Source organism: Pseudomonas gingeri, assembly GCF_013386115.1.
GTDB classification, from domain to species: Bacteria; Pseudomonadota; Gammaproteobacteria; order Pseudomonadales; family Pseudomonadaceae; genus Aquipseudomonas; species Aquipseudomonas gingeri.
The window spans coordinates 74,865-95,714 of sequence record NZ_JACAOR010000019.1; the positions used below are offsets into that span (position 1 = coordinate 74,865).

Genomic DNA, 20,850 nt, shown 5'->3' on the forward strand with positions numbered 1-20,850 from the left:
AGGTCCTTTTTTAAACCAGCAACTGCGACCAATCCACACCCTTGGCCATGCCGAGGGTGAAGCCCTTGCCCGTCAAGGCCAGGTTGGCGTTGTAGGCAGGATCGGCCTGGAACGTCGCCGACCATTTCTCGCGCAAGGCCGCCAGGGCCGCCGGCGCCTCGGGCAGGAGACCGGGGTGCAGGACCTGTACCTGCGGCGTCCACGACACCAGGTGGCCGGACTGGCCGACCTTGAGGCACAGGTCGACATCGGCGAAGGCCTCGGCGAAATCCTTCTCGTCCAGCCCCCCGACCGTCTCGAACAGCGCCTTGCGCACCATCAGGCATACCGCCGACACCGCCGAATAGTTCTGCTCCACCATCAGACGCTGCATATAGCCCTTGGCGTCCTTCTTCTCGCCGATGAAAGGCGAACCGACACCGCCGTTCAGGCCGAGCACCAGACCGGCCTGGGACACCTTGGTATCGCGGCTGTAGAGCTTGGCCCCGACCACGCCGATTTCCGGTCGCAGCGCCTGGTTGAGCAGGGACTCGATCCAGTTGGGATTGACCACCTCGCTGTCCGCCGCAAGCAGCAACAGATACTCGCCGGTGGCCTGACGCGCTGCCGCGTTGCAAAACGCCGAACGGCTCGACCAGTCGGATTGCAACACGCTCACCTTGCCGGCCTGCGGCTGCTCGCGGAGCCAGTTGGCAAGTGCCTCGGAGTCGCCCGCCTGATCGGCCAGCAGCACTTCGAAGTTCAGGTAGCGGGTTCGTTGCAGAACGGCCTTGAGGCAGCGCTCCAGCTCGCCGAAGCTCGCCTGGCCATGAAGGATGATCGACACCCGCGGACGCTCGGTATGGCGATAATCGACAAAGTAGCTGCCCGGCTGCGGCGAACTGACCATTGCCTTGTAGCCCCGAGTCCCCAGATGACGCATCAGCGCCAGGCGTTCGTGGGCGTTCTCCTCGTGCGAAGGCACACTGGTGATCAGCAGGGGCTCGTCCAGGTGAGCCAGCCCGGCCATGCCCCCCTCCTCTATCAGGCGCAGCAGCAGATCGAACTCCAGTGCCTTGCTGAAGTCGGCCTTGTAGCCGCCGACGCCCAGCACGACCTCGCGCCGCACCAGCCAGTGCCGGGCCATCAGCGCCGGTACGCTCTGCAACAGATCGAGGTTGAAGTCCGGCCGGAACACCTCGATCAGCGCGCCGTTGGCATCGCGCTGGATTTCATCGGTCGCCACCGCGCGACACTCGCCGGCGTTGCGCAATTCCAGGCCGGCCCGCAACAGGCCCGCCGGCGTGAATTCGTCCCCGGCCTCGGCCAGCAACAGCCAGTCGCAAGGCAGTTGGGCAATCGTCTGGTTCAGCTTGTCGACCAGATTGCCCGGCGTGACCCGGACGAAGTGCAGGGTATTCTGCAGCGTGGTCGCCGCCTGCGGTTCGCCCGTGGTGAAAACCACGATCCGGAAGGCCATGCCATGCCCTTCCAGCAGGCTGTCGAGCGTCACCTGCAACTGACCGACCTCATCCTCCAGATCCAGTACCAATAGACCGAAGACCGGGCCGCTGCCCTGCTCGCGCCGATACCCGGCGATCGCCTCCAGTTCGCCGGCAACCGGCTCGCGGGCTTGCAGCCAGTTCAGCAGGCGCCCCGACGGCATTGCCTCGAAGGTCGAGACATTATCCTCGGTGCACAACGCATCCAGCCGCTCGGCCCAGGCGGACATATCCCGCGCCTCGTCCTCCTCGCCCAGCAGTTGCAGTTGCGCGGCCAGGCGCTTGACCAGCGGACGGTTGAACAGGTTGATGTCCTGGGCCAGCCACAGGCGATCCACCACGCTTTCCGGGGTGTCGTTGTTGTGCGCACGCATCAGCGCCCGCTGACGGGTCCACACGCCTTCCAGCCCTTGCAACTGGACACGGCCGGCCGGCATCGCATGGATCAGGAATTCGAACCAGGTCAACTGATCGAAGAAGGCCTGGTTGTAGTAAGGCATCTCCATGTACTGCTTGGGTCCGAACCGGCGTTGCGGGCCTTCCTTGATGCTGTTCCACGTCGAATCGAAGAGCAGTTCCACGGTCAGTGCCCGCCCGCTGCGCAGGCTGTCGACCATTGCCTCGAAGCTTTCCAGGGCGAAGGCCTTGGTCTGTGCCGTATCGAGGCCCTCGATGGCGGTGGGCAGCGTTGCCAGGAAATCGGCAAAGGCCTCGCGCTCGGCGACCGACTTGGCATCGGTGTAGCTCAAGGAGTGGTAGACCTCGGTGCTGTGCTCCGAATCGCCGTAGTTGACCTCGCGGACCACATAGGGGATCGGCAGGATCCGTGCCTTGGCCCGTGCCAGCATGTAGTACACGTGACCGATTTCCTGCCACTGGAAACTGGTGCCTTCCGGCAGCGCCGAGTGCCAGTCGCGCATCAGCGCGGTACGGTGCACGGCATAGAATGGAGGCAGATACTGGCGCATGTACTCCACCACCCGATCCTGGGCCCGCTCGGAGGCGTAGTCCTCGCAGACCTTCTTGTCGCGACGGTAGTAGCCGACGCTGCCGGCCATGGCCAGGTACATCATGCAATAGCCATGGCACATGCCGTAGTCCGGGTTGGCCTCGAGAAAAGCTACCGATTCGGCCAGCGCGTCATGGACGATGAAGTCGTCGTCGGCGGCAAACACCATGTACGGCGTCTGCACGCTCATCACGCCATGGGCGAACTTGTTCTGCAGCTTCCAGTAGTCGTACTGCGGTACATGCAGGTACTCGACCGAGTCGTAGCCGTGGGCAACCCCGGCATTGGCCACCGGGGACGAATCCAGCACCAGCAGTTTGCAAGGCAGCGCGCCGTAGAACTTCACCGCACGGCGCAGGAAGGCCGGCCGGTTATGGGTGACCAGCACGACCGTCAACAAATCGCCGAGGAACTGCAGGTCCCCCTGCTGCCGTGCCTGCTCAGATACGTACTTGCCTTGCATAAACTTTCCCCAAAACTGCCGAATCGACCCATGAACCCAGGATGATGTTGTTACTCAGCGAACCCGACGCAGGTAGCCGTCCGGTGCAACGGTGACCAGCAACTTGTTTTCCAGTTGCTTGTCGATCTCGAAATCACGGTTCTCTTCCAGGTAGGCCCAGACCGCGGTCTTCGGGTTGTCACCCGGCCCCCATGGACGATCCGGGAAGAACTCCGGCGGCATGTCCTCGACCACGGTGTCCATCACCACGCAGTAGCTGCCGACCGAGACTAGCGGCGCGTACAGGCGCAGCTCTTCCAGCACGTGATCGTGGGTATGGTTGGAGTCCAGGACCAGGATCACCTTCTTGCCCTCGGCGGCAGCGCGAACCTGCTCGACGGTCGACAGCTCGATGCTCGAACCTTCGATCATGCTGATGCGCTTGCTCATCGGGTGGCTTTCGATGGCTTCGCGGTTGTGCGGGCGAATGTCACGGTCGATACCCAGCACCTCGCCATGGCCTTGCAGTTCCAGCAGCGAGGCGTAGTAGATGATCGAGCCGCCATGGGCAATACCGCACTCGATGACCAGGTCCGGCTTGACCTGCCAGATGATCTCCTGCATCGCCATCATGTCCTGGGGCAACTGGATGATCGGCCGGCCCATCCAGGAAAAGTGGTAGCTGTACTTGTGCTTGGCCGATTCATTGAAGAACTCGCGGGCCAGGCCCTGGAGTTTTTCGTCCTGGCCCTGGGCGGCGATTTCAGCCTGGCATTCGGCTTCGAAGGCTTGCATTACGGTCTTGGTCATTGTTCGGTCTCGGCAAAAGTTCATTGAAAGGAGGCGCTGTCGACGGCGTGGTAGACATAACGTCCACCGGTCATGCGCTTTATTTCTTCGAGGTAATTGGAATTCATCACAAACAGGTTGGCCCCGATGGGCAAGGTTTCCAGGGCTTCCTGCGGTGACGACACACGGACACCGCTGAGTGGCAGGTAACGCCCCTGCTTGGCCGGGTTGATATCCACCACCTGGTCGACAGCCACGCCCGCCCGTTGCAGGAACAACGAATAGATCACGCCCTTGGACGACGCCCCCCAGATGCAGGAACCCTGCTCGGGTGCCTCGCGGATAATGCGGATGGCCTTGTCCAGGCTGGCGGTGAAGTGCTCCGGCAAGTGCTGGCGCACCACCGGTTCGCTCGGTGTCAGGCGCAGGCTGCCGAGGTCGGCGACGATATACAGGTACTGCCCGCCAAACAGATGGCCGGCCTCGTGCACGGTGCCGAACAGGCGACGCAGGTCGTCGAGGCGGAAGTAATTGACATGCTCATAGAAGAGATCGAACCAGGCACTGTGCTCGACGATCCAGTCGAAGCATGGCACCTCGATATAGATCTGCCCGCCCTGGTTGGCCTCGGCCATGGCGGCCAGGAAGGCCACCGGGTCGGCGATATGTTCCAGCACATGGCGCAGCACCAGGGCATCGGCCGCCAGCCCCAGGCCACGGGTGAACGGTGCCTTGATCACCTCGGGGTTACTGCCTTCGTACGCCGGGTCGATACCCGTGATTGCATAGCCCAGGCCGCGTAACAGTTCGAGGAAATAGCCCTTGCCACAACCCACCTCGATCAGGCTCTGCCCCTTGAAATGGCGGGCAATGATGCCCTCCACATCGTTCAGGTGCTGCTGGAACTGGCCGGAATGTGCCTGTTCGTTCTGGTAATCGCTGTCGTAGCTCAGTTTGCCGGCATCGAAGGCCTGGTTGAAGATCAGCCCGCTGACCTCGTCCTGCACCAGCACGATATCGGCGCTGGCCGAGGTCCTGGCCGAAGCCGCATCAGCAAAGGTACGGTTCTGCAGGACCGGCAGATCGCTCGCCCGGTACAACTCATGCGCCATGTTCGCCTCCCAGTAACTGTTGCAACCGCTCGGCCACGCCCCAGAACGCCATCGGTTCGTGGTTGGCGTAACCGTAGTGACCCAGGTTCAGCGTGATCGATGCCCCGCGCTCGCGCAGACGCTGCTCAACCAGGGTCCTGACCGCTATCGGCCGGCCGCTGGCGCAGTTGACCACACCGGAAAAGTCCCGTTGTTCCAGAAGCCGCGCGAGATGACCGGCAGCCACTTCGATCGGCAGGTAATCGCGTAGCTGCTCGCCCGCCGACATGTTGAAGTGGCTGTCGCCGGCCTCGATGGCACGGTCCAGGCTGGCCAGCAAGCTGTTGGGGTTCTGCCCCTCGCCGTACAGGTAGAACAACCGCGCCCATTGCAGGTTGAACGGCACCTGCTGGCGCAGCGCCTCCAGAAACAGGCGCAGGCTGTTCTTGGCCAGACCATAGGGATTGCTCGGCTGTGCCGCCACCGCCTCACTCAGCGGCCCGCTCTGCAGGCCATACTCGAAACAGGTGCCGGTCACCAGCACCTGGGGGATACCGGCCTCGACCGCCTGCTTGATAAAGCGGTAATCGGCGAACAGGTTGTGTTCGAAGTGAAACAGCGCCTGGTAGTTCGGCAGCCCGGGCCAGGCCAGATGAGCCAGGACATCGATGCCGTCGCTCAGCGCAGCCACGTCCAGGTCCTCGGCGTGCACGTCGGCGGCAACCAGTTCCACCGCATCGGCCCATGGCAGGTTCCGGGCGGCTTCGGGATGACGGGCCACGGCGCGAACGGAATGGCCACGCGCCAGCAAGGCCGTGACCAGATGCCGACCGACAAAACCGGTCGCTCCCGTCACCAGCACCTTGAGGCCGCTCACAGGACCGTCAACTCGGGCACCGCAACCACGAAACGCCCGCCCCATTCACGTACGACCGCCTGTTGCTGGCTGACTTCCTGCAGCAGGTTCCACGGCAACACCAGCACGTAGTCCGGCTTCTCGGCCTCGATGCGCTCGGGCGAGACCACCGGAATGCGGCTGCCCGGGAGGAATTTACCCTGCTTGTGCGGGTTGGCATCGGCCACCCAGGCCAGCAGGTCAGCCCTGACCCCGGCGTAGTTGAGCAAGGTATTGCCCTTGGCCGCCGCGCCATAACCCACCACGCGCTTGCCTTCGGCCTTGGCCTGCAGGAGAAACCGCAGCAGGCCATGCTTGATGCGTTCGGCGGCCGGTGCCAGGGTGGCGTAGAACGCCGCGGTCTTCACGCCGGTGGCCAGTTCGGCCGCCAGAACCTGCCCGACCACCGGCTGTACCGCACGCTGCGAACCATCGGCGCGCTGCACGAAGACCCGCAGCGAACCACCATGGGTCGGCAGGCCGCTGACGTCGAAGACTTCCAGGCCGTTGCGCGCGCACAGGGCCTGCACCGCGGTCAGTGACAGATAGGAGTAGTGCTCGTGATACAGGGTATCGAACTGATGCCCGGCCATCAGGGCGAGCAGGTGCGGAAACTCGAAGGTCGCCACGCCCGCAGGCTTGAGCAGGGTGGCAAAACCCTGGAGGAAATCGTTGATGTCCGGCACATGGGCCAGCACATTGTTGGCCGTCATCAGGTCGGCCGACCAACCCTCTTCGCACAACTGCAACGCGGTGTCGCGGCCGAAGAACAGTTCACGGATCTCCAGGCCCTTGTCCCGCGCCGCCTGGGCGGTGCTGCGAGTCGGCTCGACACCCAGACAGGGGATGCCGCGCCCGGCCACATATTGCAGCAGGTAGCCATCGTTGGCGGCCACCTCCACCACGCGGCTGTCGGCGCTCAACCCGAAGCGCTCGACCATCTCGGCCACATAACGCTCGGCGTGGGCCAGCCAGGTGCTGGAAAACGAACTGAAGTAGGCGTACTCGGCATCGAACAGCGTATCGGCACGGGTGTAGTCCTCGGTCTGCACCAGCCAGCAGCTCTGGCACACCGCGACTTTCAACGGGACCCAGGGCTCCGCCTGCTCCAACTGGTCAGCCCGCAAGTAAGCATTGGACGGCGGCGAAGTGCCGAGATCGATCAACGGCAAGACCAACGGGGTGCCGCAACCTCGGCAGTTCATAGACGTACTCCAGGGAAAGACGTGTCGAGCAGCGGATGACCCGCATCCCTGGCCGACAGATTTTTGACAGCCTCGGGCCAGGCAATCGCCAGGCGCGGGTCGAGCACCGACAGGCCACCCTCGGCGTCCGGCGCATAGTCGGCGCTGTGCAGGTACAGCAGCTCGGCGTCGTCGCTCAGGGTCTGGAAGCCGTGGGCGAAACCGGCGGGCAACAGCAGGCTGCGACCGTCGCCGGCGCGCAGGTGCTCGGCGTGCCACTGCAGGAAGGTCGGCGAATCCGGACGCAGGTCCACCGCGACATCCCAGACCTCGCCCCGCAGGCAGGTGATCAGCTTGGCTTCCGGAGCCTGGGCATTCTGATAATGCAGGCCGCGCACGCTACCGCGCTCACGGGTGCAGGAATGGTTGATCTGGCGGACATGAAAAACCTGGCCAAAGGCACTCAGGCTGCCTTCGCAAAACAACCGGGAAAACTGCCCGCGCTGATCGGCGTGCCGTTTGTGCTGCACACTGAACAGACCCTCGAGGGGCAAGGGGTGAATCAGCAATTCGCTCACAACGCCCCCCGATAGAGATCCAACTGCGCCAGGGTGAAGGCCCGCATGTCCGCGCCGTTCTTCCACGCCAGGTGCCAGTCCAGGGTATGTTCCAGGCATTGCTGCAACGACCAGCGCGGTTGCCAGCCAAGCAGTTGCCGCGCGCGGCTGCTGTCCAGGCGCAACAGCCCTGCTTCGTGCAGCTCGCTCGGCTCGACCCGCAGGCCCGGGGCCTGCGGCCAGCGCCCGGCAAGCCGCCCGACCACGTCGCCGACACTGCACATATCGTCTTCACCTGGCCCGAAGTTCCAGGCCCCGGCCGATTCCGGCCCGCGCTCATAAAGCGCGGCCGCCAGTAACAGGTAGCCGGCCAGCGGCTCCAGCGCATGCTGCCAGGGGCGCACGGCCTGTGGATAACGCAAGGTCACCGGCTCATCCGCCGACCAGGCGCGGAGCACATCCGGAATCAATCGCTCCGGTGAAAAATCGCCGCCGCCCAGGACATTGCCCGCCCGCGCTGTCGCCAGCGCCAGGCCATGCACGTCGTAGCGCCCGGCGGGAAAGAAGGAAGCCACGTAGGACTGTGCCAGCAACTCGCAACAGGCTTTGCTGCTGCTATAGGGATCGTGGCCACCAAGGGCTTCGTTTTCCCGATAGGGCCATGCCCATTCCTGATTGGCGTAGACCTTGTCGGTGGTCACCAGCACGCAGGCACGCACGCCACCCACCTGGCGGATCGCCTCGAGCAGGTTGAGGGTGCCCATGACGTTGCTCGAATAGGTACCGAGGGGATCGCGATACGCCTCACGCACCAGTGGCTGCGCGGCCAGGTGCAGGACGATTTCCGGCTCGGTCTCGGCGATCAGTTCCAGCAACGCACCGAGGTCACGCAGGTCGCCGCGCCGGTCCTTGATGCCTTCGCCGACCCGCGCCAGTTCGAACAGGTTCGGCTCGGTGGCCGGGGCCAGGGCAAAGCCACTGACCTCGGCGCCCAGGCTTTGTAGCCAGAGCGCCAGCCAACTGCCCTTGAAGCCGGTATGGCCGGTCAGCAGGACCCGCTTGCCACGCCAGAAAGCCGGGCTCAGTCCCACTGCTTCCATGGGGCCTCCCCGCTCTGCCACAACTGCTCCAGGTGATTCTTGTCGCGCAGGGTGTCCATCGGATGCCAGAAGCCATCATGCTGGAAGGCATTCAACTGCCCCTGGGCAGCCAGCCCCATCAGCGGCTCGGCTTCCCAGACCGTGGTATCGTCGCTGATCAATGACAAGACCTTGGGCGACAGGACAAAAAACCCGCCGTTGATCCAGCCACCGTCGCCACGGGGTTTTTCGATGAAGCCGCGGACCATGTCGCCATCGCGCTCCAGCGCGCCGTAACGCCCCGGCGGTTGCACGGCGGTGACCGTGGCCAGCTTGCCGCTGCCACGGTGGAAGTCCACCAACGCACCGATATTCAGGTCCGAAACGCCGTCGCCGTAGGTGAAGCAGAAGGCCTCTTCGTTTTCCAAGTAACGGCCGGCGCGACGCAGGCGGCCACCGGTCATGGTTTCCTCACCCGTGTCGATCAGGGTGACGCGCCACGGTTCGCTGTAATTCTGGTGAACGTCCATGCGGTTGTTGGACATGTCGAAGGTGACGTCGGAGGTGTGCAGGAAGTAGTTGGCGAAGAAGTCCTTGATGGCGTAGCCCTTGTAGCCCAGGCAGATCACGAAGTCGTGGATACCGTGGGCCGAGTACTGCTTCATGATGTGCCAGAGAATTGGCTTGCCGCCGATCTCGATCATCGGCTTGGGCTTGAGGTGCGATTCCTCGCTGATCCGCGTGCCCAGGCCACCCGCCAGAATTACTGCCTTCATCAACGTCCCCTTCTTCTTCATCACAGGAGCTGCTCGGGCCCTGTGGGACTTCCCAGACTGCCGGGTCAAATCGTTCGCAATGGCTCAGGGCCGATTGGCCGCGCCGCCAAATGCACGATTTATGGCGATATGAAGGGGGACTTGCAGGAAACGCGCCAGCTCCGCGGACGGAGCCGGCGCAATACATCGGGGACGCGAATCAGTCGGCCAGCCAGCCGTTTTCCCAGTAACGCAGGTTGTCGCCACGCAGCATGTAGTCCCGCAGCACGATCTCACGCAACTCATCGCCCATACGGTAGCTGGCATCGGGATCGGCCAGGTGCATGCGAATCGCCTGCAGCCACTCATCCGTGGTGTTGGTCTTGATCTTCGTGCACGGCAGATACCCGGTATAGGCCTTGGTATCGGTGCAGATCACCGGATAACCACAGGCGCCATACTCCAGCAGACGCAGGTTGCTCTTGCAGTCGTTGAAGATGTGGAACTCGAGGGGTGCCAGCGCCAGGTCGAGGTTCAGGCTGGCCAGCTTCGCCGGGTAGATCGCCAGGTCGATCACCCCGTGGAACTCATGCATATAGGGGCGCAGATCATCGGGGCACATGCCGAAGAAGACCCAATCCACCTCATTGGCCAGTTCCTTCACGACGTCGGCGATGATCGCCAGGTCGCCGGCGTGACTGGTCCCTCCGCCCCAACCCACCCGCGGTTTTTTTGAGGTCCGGCGCTGACTGCGCAAGCCGTTCCACAGGTGCGTGGCCAGCATGTTCGGCACCACCCGGATATCGCTGTGCATGGAAGACAAGGCGTCCGCCAGGGGTGCGGTGGAGACCACCACCCGATCGCACATGCCGATGCCGCGACGCACCAGCCGCTCCATTTCGTCCTGGTCGGGCAGGTTGCGAATATGTCCGTTCTTGCGCGGCACGCTGATGACATAGTCATCCAGCTCATAGATACGGCGGGCCTGGCTGTAGGTCTTCAGACCGGTGATTTCATCAATCGGTTGCGCGGCGTAGCGACCCTGCAGAACGATAACGTCAGGAGACTGACGCTCGACCTCGATAATCGAAGGCAAGTTGTAGTACGTCTTCCCGACTGCCCGTCCCGCCGCTTCCAGCTCGATCAGCGGCTGGGTGACGCGGTAATGGCCGATGGCCGAGGCATTTACCGGCAATGCCATGATCCGTGGCAGATAACGCCCGGAGAAGGCACTCCAGCCCGTGCGCAGGCCCGGCTCCAGGCTGAAGCTGGAGCCGCCCAGGCTGTCCAGCGTCAGGCTGGGATTGTAGGCCGGATCGCGGGCGACAACGGGCAGCCAGCGCTTGTAGAACGTCTCTTCTTCCAGGGCGCGCTGTTGCTGCTGCTCGGCCTCCAGCTGCACCGCCGGTTGCGCGCCCAGGGCCAACTGCGCATGGGGCGTCCAGACCACCAGGTGACCGCTCTGGCCGACCCGCAGACACAGGTCGACTTCGTTGAGGGACTGGCCGAACTGCTGTTCATTCAATCCGCCCAGCTCATCGAACAGCGACTTGCGGACCATCAGGCAATCGGCGCCCACCGCACTCAGGTCATGCACGACTTGCAGCCGGTACATGTAGCCGGCCGCATGCATCGCCTCGCCGTAGAACGGTATGCCTGCCGGGCCACGCAGCCCGAGGATCAAGCCCGCGTGCAGCACGCGTCCGTCGGGACTGAACAGCTTGGCCCCGACCACGCCGACTTCCGGGCGCTGGCCGTGGTTGAGCAACTCGTCCAGCCACTCACCCTGGGTGATCACGGTGTAGGGATTGAGCGTCACCAGGTATTCGCCACGCGCCTGACTGGCAGCGAAGTTGCGCACCGCCGCCGCATTGCCCTGTGGCAGGTACTCCAGTACGCGCAGGCGGTCACTGCCCAACTGCGCCATGCCGGCCAACCAGGCCTGCGCTTCGGCACCTTCGCTGCCATTGTCCACCAGCAACAGTTCGTATTCGGTATAGAGAGTCTTTTCCAGCAGGCTTTCGACACAGCGCTGCAAGGCTGCGCACTGGTCCTTGCTGACAATGATGATCGACACCAGCGGTCGCGACGGGTAGTGGTAGTCGATACGATTGAGCAGTCGCCCCTCACCGGGGCGAACCTCATGCTCGACCCCCAGCCGCTCCAGGTGCGCCTGCACGACATACGGGTTGAGCTCGACCAGTTCGGGCAAGGACAACCATCGGGACAGGGAAAACGCCGACTCCAGCTGAATCTCGGCAATATGCTCCACCGCCCGCGTGCCGTCGCTTTCGACCATCCGCCACAGCACGTCGTGGGGCGCCAGCTCGGCGCAGCGCACGTCGAAACCGCCATGGGCCAGAAAAGCTTCGCGCTGGAACGCCAGGGCACGCCCGACATAGGGGTAGCTGCGCATGAGATCGAGGTTGAAATCCGGCTTGAACACCGGCTCCGTCGATTCACCGGCCAGCAAGCCGCCCTCGTCGCTGTAGATACAGCGGGCATTCGGCGAAATCACGATACGCTCGGCCAGCACCAGCAAGGCCGGCTCGGGCAGGCGGTCACCGGCACGCAACAGATAGAACCAGTGGGCTTCATCGAGCTGCGCCAACAACCCGTTCACCTGCTGGCGCCAGTCCTCCTCCAGAGGCAGGCGAAACACCCGACCGTCCAGCGTGGCCTCGGTACAGGCACTGGACAGGACCAACGTCAGCTGGGGTGCGTAGAGCTGCTGTGCGAGGCTGTGCAGGGTCATTTCCAGATCGGCGCTACCGCCCGGCTCGTCAATCACCACGGGCACGATCTTCGGCTGCCAGGGCCAGGTGCTCAGCGTATCCGGCAACAACTTGCGCTGAGGCTCGGTCAGGGTGCGGCACGCCAGCCATTCGGCGTAGAGCTGGGCGAAGCTTTCGCTGGCGATACCGACCCGCCAGTGCTGGGTGGTCTGCCGGGTGCCGAGGGTCCGGCTCAGGGGCAGCTCTTCCCAGACCCGCGGCAGGACCCCGGCCGTTGCCAGGGGCACGTAGCGTACCCAGCCCGGGGCCGGAGCCTTCTCGCCGCTACGGGCCTTGAGCATTTGCAGCAGCCACTGCATTTCCGTGGCGGCGGCATCCTTCATCGCCTGCTGGCGATTGATCCGCTCGGGGTACAGGCGCTCGATGCTCAGTACATTGTTCAATACAGCCAGGCTGCCGCGCCGGAACAGGCAGATATACAGCGCCAGGTCGAGGGACGCGACAAAACAATGCCCGGGCTGGGTCAGGGCCGGCAGCAACTCGAGCAGATCATCCCGACGAAACAGCGCGCAAGTCAGACCGCCGAAAAAGTTGACCGGGAAGTTCTCGCAGATGGCCAGCAGGTCTTCGGCCTTGAACAGCCCGGAAACCGGCGACAGGGTGCTGTTCTCCAGGCGCGAAGGCAATTGGAGATCGTCGGCATCCCAGTAGAAGCGCTGTGCCAATACCAGGTTGGCCTCTGCATGATCGATAAAGACCTGGGCCTGCTGCTCGATAATCCCGGGCAGCAGTTGATCGTCGTCCAGCAGGAACTTGATGTACTCACCCGTGGCCAGGTCCAGGCACGCCTGCAGATTGCCGATATAACCCAGCGGCTGCGGATTGCGCACATAACGCACGGCCTTGCCGGTCCGTTCGCTCAGCGCCTCTACCGCCTTCTCGATCTCATCGCCCGGACTGTCATCGCACACGATGATTTCCAGGTTGGCATAACTCTGCGTCAAGGCGCCGCCCAGGGCCCGGGGAAAGAACCGTGGGTTGGAAGCGGGGATGACGAGACTGACAAGGGGGGTGGTGTTCACGGCGGGACTCTCAAGCGACGGGAGCGCGCCTGCGACGGCAGCGTCCCTGGAGCCGCTGGCCACAGCGGCGGGTATTCGAGGGAGACAGCAATCGGGCGCTTGCGCGCCCGATTATGATTCCTAGATCTTGTTGAACAGGCCCAGCTGGCTGATTTTGCTGAAGGCCAGTTGAGCGGCCTGCAGCATGGTCTGCTGCAAGGTGAGGCGGGTCATCACCTCGGCCGGATCGGAGTCCCTGATCGCCTGCTGGCTGCTGGTGTTGGCCAGGGTGAGGCTTTCGTTGGTCGCTGCCTGTACATCCATCGCCGACCCACGCGTACCGACAGTGGTCGTCGCACTGCCCACCTGGTTCATTGCGCTGTCGATGTTACTGATCCCCGCATTCATCGTTGCCAACTGCTTCTGCTGGGCCGTCGGAATGCCATCGCTCGGGGTATTGAGGGCATTGATCATCGAGCCCAGGGTGTCGAGGATATTCTGGGTCTGGTGATCGTTGGGCTGGACGATGAACTGATCGCCCGTATTGGCCGCCCCACTGAAGGTGAAGGTGACACCGGCTGCCGTTATCGTCTGCGCGGCAGGCAGCGCGGGCATGGTGCCCGAGGAGACCGGTTTGCTGTCCGCCGAGATCGGCGCGGCATACAGGTCATAGGCCCCACCAGCACCAAACTTGATGATTGCCCCACCATTCGGGAAAGTACTGGCGTAGGCCGCCTGGTTGGTGGTGGTCGCACCGGTGATCACCGAAGTCGAGGTGTTGCCCGGGCTACGCGAGGTATTGAAGGTGTCCGGTTGTACCGCCAACGTGAAGGTGTGGCCGGCAATCACGGTGTCCGGGACATCACCGGACTTCAGGTTGATGTTCAGGCCCAGGTCGATGCCACGGAAGTTCACCGACTGGTTGGCGCCGTTGCTGTTGCTGATGACGCCGTTCTGACTGGCCTCCGAGGTCACGTCGTTGCCGCTGGCGTCGGTGATCTTCAACTGCGTGCTGCTGAGGAAAGTCACGGTGTAGGGCTGGCCCGCGGCGAACTTGGAATCATAGGTCGCACTGTTGCTGACCTGGCCGTTGGACAAGCTCACGCGGCCATCGTCCACCGCCGGGGCGGTCATGGTGACATTGGTTCGTGCGGTGTTGATGGACTGCTGGAAAGCCTCCCAACCGGTGATATTGCTGCCCAGCGACAAGTTGTCGCCGACCTGCAGGCTCAAGGTGGACTGGTCACCATTGTAGCTGTAGGTGCCGTCCGCGTTCGCGGTGTACGGCGGGGTGTTGGTCTTCGAACCGCCAAACAGGTAGTTGCCGTTGGAGTCCTGACTGTTCATCAGCCCGAGAATCGTCTGCTGCAACTGCCCCAGCTCCTGGGCCGCGGCCTTGCGGTCGGCATCGGTCTTGCTGCCGGTGTTGGCGGCCACCGCCAGCTCACGGGCGCGCTGCATCGCCGTCTGGATCGAATCCAGCGCCGTTTCGGTCTGACTGTATTGGGTCTTGAGTGCGGAAGCGTTGGTCCCGTACTGCGTCAGCGCCGCGCTTTGCTGGCCCAGTTGCAGCAGCCGTGCCGCGCCAACCGGATCATCGGCAGCGGTGTTGACCTTGGTCAGGCTGCTGGCCTCGGCGGCGCTCTTGAGGGTGTCGTTGTAGCCACGCTGATAGTTGGCAGCGGTCGTTTCGTAATACTGGGCGGTGGAAATGCGCATGAATTACGACTCCTTAAAGACTGTTGATCAGCGTGCTGAAAGTTTCCTGCGCCGCCTTGATGATCTGCGACGAGGCGGTGTAGTACTGCTGGTACTTGACCAGGTTGCCGGTTTCTTCGTCGAGGTTGACCCCGGACAGGGAATCGCGCGCGCCCTTGGCGTTGGTCAGCACCGTGGTGGTCGCATCGCTGTCCGACTTGGCCGTGGCCGCCTTGGTGCCGACATTGGAAACCAGCTTGCCATAGGCGTCCGACAGGCTGATGCCGCCGCTCGCGGTGCTGGTATCGACGGTTTTCTTGGTCTGCAGACCGACCAGGGCGGTGCTGTTGCGGTTGTCCGAGGAACCCGCGCCGGTCATGGACATGGTGAAGCTTTCGCCGGCTTTCGGATTGCCGCCCACCGTGGTCTGGACCGTGAAGGTCTTCTGCACGTTGGGCGTGACGGTGGTGTCCATCACCGGGTTGCCCGAGGCGTCCACCATGTTGACCTTCAGGTTCAGGGTGTTGTTCTGGCCCGGTACGATGGTACCGGTGCCCATGACATTGCCCTTGGCGTCGGTCAGCGTGTAGCTCTGGGTGCCCGCAGCGGCCCCGGTACCCGGAGCACCGAAGACGATTTTGGCCGGCAGCCCGTATTTGATGGCGTCCTGCAACTGCGCGTTGTTGGTTGCATTGCTGGTGCCCAACTGGTCGACCAGGGTCGGCTGGGTATAAGTCCCGCCGTTGTTGGCACTGGTCACGCCGGTCAGGGGCGCGGCAGCGGCGATGGTCTTCGAATCGGTCATCACCGTCTGGATATCGCTGGCGCCGCTGCGGGTCGGGGTGATCTTGAAGCTGTCACCCGCGGTCATCGCCGTGGCGCTGTTGGGATTGAGGGTGAAGCCATCGATGACCGGCGGCGGCGTGGTCGCCGTGCTGAAACTGCCCATGTCGGTCCCGTCGGAACGCTTGACCGAGTAGTTCGTGCCGCTGGTGAAGGTCACCTGGTAGTCGTAGGTGGTCAGCGCGCCAGTGTCGCTGATATTCACGTTCAGGTTGCCGGACGCCGGATTGTTGGTCGACTTGGCGATGCTGCGCTGGCTGACCAGGGCCGCACTGTTGATGTCGTTGAAGATCGCCGAACCGAAGTTGCCGTTCTTGTCGATACCCTGGGCGTTCTGCTTGTTCATCTGGTCGGCGACGACCAGCGCCACGCGCCCCAGTTCGTTCAGCGCCGGGTTCAGCACTTCGTTGCGATAACGGATCAGGCCGCCCATTTCGCCACCGGTCACCGAGTCGGTGATATCGATGGTGCTCGAGGCACGGTTCAGTTGCAGCGAGGAACGGCTCGGGTCGTCCTTGCTCGGCACGGCCGAAATGGTATTGGTGCTGTTGCCCATGACCAGCGGCTGGCCGTTGGCGAGGTAGACGTCGTAGTTGGAGCCACGCTCGGTCACCGAGGTGCCGACCAGCTCGGACAACTGGCGGACGGCCTCGTTGCGCTTGTCCATCAGGTCGTTGGGCGCGCCGGCGGACGGGGAAATCCTGGAAATCTGGTCGTTGTAGCTGGCGATGCTCGACGCCAGCTTGTTCACCTGGTCGGCCATGTCCGCCAGGTTGGTGTTGATCCCGGTGTTCTGGTCGTTGAGCTGCTTGGCGATGGTGTTGAACTTGTCACTCAGGGCCTTGGCACTGCTCAGCGCGGTCTGACGGGACGGATCGTCGGTCGGCGAAGCCGAGACCGCCTGCAGGGAAGTGAAGAACTTCTGCAGGGAAGCGGTCATGCCGGTGTTGGTGTCGGACAGCATCGAGTCGGTCGGCGTGACCTGGGCCAGGTACGACGAGGTATCGCTGTTGAGCGAGGTCGCGGTATGCAGCTGCGATTCCAGGTACGAACTGTAGACCCGGCGCACATCGGCCAGGGTGGTCCCGGTGCCGATGAAGACGCTGCCGTACTTCTGCGAGGCCGCGGAGCTCTGCACGGTTTGCTGACGCGAATAACCGGCGGTATCAACGTTGGCAATGTTGTTGCCGGTGGTCGATAGAGCCGAGCTGGCCGCGTTCAACCCCGTCATCCCGATATTGAGCAGACTCATGATTCAGACCTTATAAATTCGTGGAAGCGCCCGCCGCAGCGTAGTTCTGGTAGCTCTTCATCGTTTTTGCTATTTGCGAAATCTTGCTGGCGTAGTCCGGGTCGGTTGCATACCCGGCCTTTTGCAGCTCACGTACAAACTGTTCTGGGTTATCGGCCGACTTCAGCACATCTTGATAGCGATTGTTGCTTTGCAGCATCGTCACCAGATCGTGGAAGCTGTCCTGGTAGGACGCGTAGGAACGGAAGTCCGCCGTCTCCTTGACCATCTGCCCATTCCTGAATTCGCTGGTGATCGCCCGGGCCTGCGGCCCCTGCCAGCTGCTGCCGGTCTTGATGCCGAACAGGTTATGACTGCTGCTGCCGTCCTGCTGGCGCATGACCGACTTGCCCCAGCCGGTTTCCAGGGCCGCCTGGGCCACGAGGTAACGCGGATCGACACCGATGCGCTGGGCCGCCTGCTGCGCCATGGGCAGCATGGTGGCGACAAATTCATCCTGGGAACTGAACGCCCGCTTGGCCGGTGCCAGCGGCGGCTGGGCCACGGCACGCCCGTAGACCTGCATGGTCCCGGTCGGCATGGCCAGCCAGTCACCATTGACCACGCCATCGCCAGCGGCAGGCGTGCGTTGCGGCAGGACATTCCTGGCCTGCGCGGCCTGGGCGCCATCCACCGACGGGACGAGCCCGGCCAGCAGGCGATCCGCCAACTTGCTCGGCAATGCCAGGCGTCGCGCGTTGAGCTTGGCGACATCGTTGCGCATCGTGCCGTCGGCAGTGTTCTGCGTGCCGACCCGTGACGCCCACAACACATGCTGGCCGTTGGAACGCACGAACGGCGAACCTGGCGTCGCCGTCGCGGTGCCCGCGGCAATCGGTGTCTCGACCGGTTTCTCGATCGCGTCCGCAGGCGGTCCGGCCTTGAGCCCGCTGTCGGATGGCCGCGAGGATTTTTCCTTGGACATCTGGCGCATCAAGACATCGGCCAGACCGATACCACCACCCTGGCGGGACATGGTCACCGCCAGTTGCTGGTCATACATTTCCTGGTACTGCTTGGCCGCCGGGGTATTGAGCGGATTGTCCTGGCCCAGCACTTCGGTGGCCGAACGCATGGACTTGAGCATCTGGCTGAGAAACAGCGACTCGAATTCCTGCGCGACCTTGCGCAGGTTGCCGTCGCTGTTGCGATCGCCGACCTTCAGGTTGTTCAGGCGATTGAGGTCGGTATAGGCCCCCGAGTCGCTGGTACTGACGATCCCGCTCTTGCGAATATCCACCATGGAAACGGCCTCAGATCACAATCAGGTCGGCTTGCAGCGCGCCGGCCTGTTTCAAGGCTTCGAGGATCGCCATCAGGTCGCCCGGCGCCGCTCCCACCTGGTTCACCGCCCGGACGATTTCGTCCAGGGTCGTGCCAGGGCCGAACTTGAACATCGGCTTGGCTTCCTGCTGGGCATTGACCCGCGAGCGTGGGACCACGGCCGTGGTGCCATTGGACAGCGGGCCCGGCTGGCTGACGATCGGGTCCTCGGTGATGGTCACCGTCAGGCTGCCGTGGGTCACCGCCGCCGGCGAGACCTTGACGTTCTGGCCGATCACGATGGTGCCGGTGCGCGAGTTGATGATGACCTTCGCCACCGCCTGCCCCGGATCGACCTCGAGGTTTTCCAGGATCGACAGGTAGTCGACACGCTGGCTCGGATCCAGTGGCGCGGTGACACGAATCGAGCCGCCATCGATGGCTTGTGCCACGCCAGGGCCGAGCATGTCGTTGATCTTGTCGACAATGCGCTTGGCCGTGGTGAAGTCGGAGCGGTTGAGGTTCAGGGTCAGGCTGTTGCCCTGGTTGAAACCACTCGGTACCGCACGTTCGACGGAGGCACCGCCAGGAATACGACCGGCCGACGGAACGTTGACGGTGATCTTCGAGCCGTCACGGCCCTCGGCGTCGAAACCACCCACCACCAGGTTGCCCTGGGCGATGGCGTAGACGTTGCCGTCGATCCCCTTCAGCGGCGTCAGCAGCAAGGTACCGCCTCGCAGGCTCTTGGAGTTGCCGATGGAAGAAACGGTGATGTCCACCACCTGGCCCGGCTTGGCGAAAGCCGGCAGGTCGGCACTGACCGAGACCGCCGCGACGTTCTTCAACTGCACGTTGCCGGAACCCGGCGGCACCTTGATGCCGAACTGCGACAGCATGTTGTTGAAGGTCTGCAGGGTGAACGGGGTCTGGGTGGTCTGGTCACCCGTACCGTTGAGGCCGACCACCAGGCCATAACCGATCAACTGGTTGGAACGCACGCCGGAAATGCTGGCGATGTCCTTCAACCGCTCGGCCTGGACACCGAAGGCAGTGGACATCAGCAGCACAGCCGCCATCAGATGCTTGAAGTTGAACATGGTCATCGGCACCTAGAAAGGCCAGAGCGGGCTGAGGAAGAAACGGTCGAACCAACCCGGCTGGCTCGTATCGGCGAAGGAGCCGGTCCCCGAATAGGTGATGCGCGCATCGGCCACCCGGGTGGACGGTACGGTGTTATCGGTGGCGATGTCGTCAGCCCGGACCAGGCCGGCAATCCGCACCAGCTCGTCGCCGGTGTTGAGGGTCATCCACTTCTCGCCGCGTACCGCGATGATGCCGTTGGGCAATACGTCGGCCACGGTGACGGTGATCGAACCGGTCAGGCTGTTGCTCTGGCCGGCCTTGGAAGTACCGTCGGTGGCACGGGTGCCGCTGTAGCCGGCGTTCAGGCTCAGGTCACCGCTGCCCAACGGGTTGTTGGTATTGGGGGTGCTGCCAAACAGCGAGGTCAGGCCGATGTTGGTGGCGCTTTTCTTCGACAGGTTGGAGTTGGCGTTCTTGCTCGCCTGGGTCGCCTCGTTCAGGGTGATGGTGATGATGTCACCGACCCGGAATGCCTTGCGGTCGCCATACAGGTTCTGCTCGAAACCGGCCTGGTAGATCGAACCGTTGTTCGCTGCCGCCGGCAACGGGGTGCGCGGCAACACCGGCGCATAGTAGGGGTCGTTGGGCTTGGGCGGCGGACTCACGCACCCTGCCAGCGCAGCAATCCCACTCAGCGCGAGAACAGAAAACAACCGATTCATGACCCTTACCTCACGGTGTTGCAGGCGACCCTCAGGCCGCCTCATAGACTTGATTACAGATTCTGCGCGACGAACGAGAGCATCTGGTCGGCAGTGGAAATCACCTTGGAGTTCATTTCGTAGGCACGCTGGGTGGTGATCATGTTGACCATCTCTTCCACGGTGCTGACGTTCGAGGTTTCCAGGGTGCTCTGCTCGGTGGTACCGAAACCGTTGAGCCCCGGCGTACCGACCTGTGGCGCGCCGCTGGCGGCGGTTTCCAGGAACAGGTTGCCGCCCACGGCCTGCAGGCCGGCGGGGTTGATGAAGTCAGCGGTCTGCAGGTTGCCGATCACTTGCGAAGCCGGGTTGCCAGCGACGGTGATCGATACGGTGCCGTCCTTGCCCACGGTGAAGGTCTGGGCATTGTTCGGGATCACGATCGCCGGCTCCAGGGCAAAGCCGCTGGCGGTGACGATCTGGCCGTTGTTGTCCAGGTGGAAGGTACCGTCACGGGTGTAGGCCGTGGTGCCGTCCGGCTGCAGGATCTGGAAGAAACCGCGTCCGTTGACCGCCATGTCCAGCGGCTGGTCGGTGGTCTGCAGGCTGCCGGCAGCGAAGTTCTTCTGCGTGCCGACGATGCGCACACCGGTACCCAGTTGCAGGCCGGACGGCAGTTCGCTGTCCTGGGTCGACTGGGCGCCAGGCTGACGCTTGATCTGGTACAGCAGGTCCTGGAATTCGGCGCGATCACGCTTGAAGCCGGTGGTCGAGACGTTGGCCAGGTTGTTGGAAATGGTGGTCAGGTTGGTGTCTTGCGCCGCCAAACCTGTTTTTGCAACCCATAGTGCCGGAAGCATTCTGTTCTCCTTCGCGCGCCTGTTTTACGG

General features: G+C 63.3%; 15 protein-coding genes. All 15 read right to left on the minus strand.

The annotated features are described in order from the left end of the window. Nucleotides 1–10: 10 nt before the first annotated feature. The gene (locus HX881_RS31670; RefSeq protein WP_177088516.1) at nt 11–2,953 is read right to left on the minus strand and encodes a TIGR00180 family glycosyltransferase; all 2,943 of its coding nucleotides are present in this window, start codon (nt 2,951–2,953) and stop codon (nt 11–13) included. Between the two features lie 54 nt (nt 2,954–3,007). Next, nucleotides 3,008–3,742, minus strand: a complete 735-nt coding sequence (locus tag HX881_RS31675; protein ID WP_017124447.1) for a cephalosporin hydroxylase family protein — start codon at nt 3,740–3,742, stop codon at nt 3,008–3,010. Between the two features lie 20 nt (nt 3,743–3,762). Beyond that, complete coding sequence (locus tag HX881_RS31680) at nt 3,763–4,833, minus strand: class I SAM-dependent methyltransferase (RefSeq protein WP_177088518.1); 1,071 nt, start codon at nt 4,831–4,833, stop codon at nt 3,763–3,765. After that, a complete protein-coding gene (locus HX881_RS31685) occupies nt 4,823–5,689 on the minus strand; it encodes an NAD-dependent epimerase/dehydratase family protein (protein WP_343054886.1) in 867 nt (288 codons plus the stop codon). Before HX881_RS31685 ends, HX881_RS31680 begins: the two co-directional genes overlap by 11 nt. Continuing rightward, a complete protein-coding gene (locus HX881_RS31690; protein WP_177088521.1) occupies nt 5,686–6,912 on the minus strand; it encodes a class I SAM-dependent methyltransferase in 1,227 nt (408 codons plus the stop codon). Before HX881_RS31690 ends, HX881_RS31685 begins: the two co-directional genes overlap by 4 nt. Continuing rightward, nucleotides 6,909–7,469 (minus strand): dTDP-4-dehydrorhamnose 3,5-epimerase family protein, encoded by a 561-nt coding sequence (locus tag HX881_RS31695; protein ID WP_017124451.1) that lies wholly within the window; start codon nt 7,467–7,469, stop codon nt 6,909–6,911. Before HX881_RS31695 ends, HX881_RS31690 begins: the two co-directional genes overlap by 4 nt. Further along, complete coding sequence (gene rfbG / locus HX881_RS31700) at nt 7,466–8,548, minus strand: CDP-glucose 4,6-dehydratase (protein ID WP_017124452.1); 1,083 nt, start codon at nt 8,546–8,548, stop codon at nt 7,466–7,468. The genes HX881_RS31695 and rfbG overlap by 4 nt, the downstream gene beginning before the upstream one ends. Then, on the minus strand, nt 8,530–9,303 hold the full coding sequence (gene rfbF, locus HX881_RS31705) for a glucose-1-phosphate cytidylyltransferase (protein ID WP_017124453.1): 774 nt from the start codon (nt 9,301–9,303) through the stop codon (nt 8,530–8,532). The genes rfbG and rfbF overlap by 19 nt, the downstream gene beginning before the upstream one ends. 199 nt (nt 9,304–9,502) lie before the next feature. Continuing rightward, on the minus strand, nt 9,503–13,099 hold the full coding sequence (locus HX881_RS31710) for a glycosyltransferase (RefSeq protein ID WP_017124454.1): 3,597 nt from the start codon (nt 13,097–13,099) through the stop codon (nt 9,503–9,505). A 120-nt stretch (nt 13,100–13,219) separates the two neighbouring features. Continuing rightward, nucleotides 13,220–14,797 (minus strand): flagellar hook-associated protein 3, encoded by a 1,578-nt coding sequence (locus HX881_RS31715; RefSeq protein ID WP_177088523.1) that lies wholly within the window; start codon nt 14,795–14,797, stop codon nt 13,220–13,222. A gap of 13 nt (nt 14,798–14,810) precedes the next feature. Further along, nucleotides 14,811–16,871: a flagellar hook-associated protein FlgK gene (flgK, locus tag HX881_RS31720; RefSeq protein ID WP_017124456.1), complete on the minus strand. Its 2,061-nt coding sequence runs from the start codon at nt 16,869–16,871 to the stop codon at nt 14,811–14,813. Nucleotides 16,872–16,881: 10 nt separating this feature from the next. Beyond that, a complete protein-coding gene (gene flgJ, locus HX881_RS31725) occupies nt 16,882–18,150 on the minus strand; it encodes a flagellar assembly peptidoglycan hydrolase FlgJ (RefSeq protein ID WP_177088657.1) in 1,269 nt (422 codons plus the stop codon). 13 nt (nt 18,151–18,163) lie between these two features. Beyond that, nucleotides 18,164–19,273 (minus strand): flagellar basal body P-ring protein FlgI, encoded by a 1,110-nt coding sequence (locus HX881_RS31730; RefSeq protein WP_042934662.1) that lies wholly within the window; start codon nt 19,271–19,273, stop codon nt 18,164–18,166. 12 nt (nt 19,274–19,285) lie between these two features. Continuing rightward, nucleotides 19,286–19,981 carry a flagellar basal body L-ring protein FlgH gene (flgH, locus tag HX881_RS31735; RefSeq protein WP_042934630.1) on the minus strand — a complete coding sequence of 232 codons (696 nt, stop codon included), beginning with the start codon at nt 19,979–19,981 and terminating at the stop codon, nt 19,286–19,288. Between the two features lie 53 nt (nt 19,982–20,034). After that, the gene (flgG, locus tag HX881_RS31740) at nt 20,035–20,820 is read right to left on the minus strand and encodes a flagellar basal-body rod protein FlgG (protein WP_042934631.1); all 786 of its coding nucleotides are present in this window, start codon (nt 20,818–20,820) and stop codon (nt 20,035–20,037) included. Between the last annotated feature and the right edge of the window lie 30 nt (nt 20,821–20,850).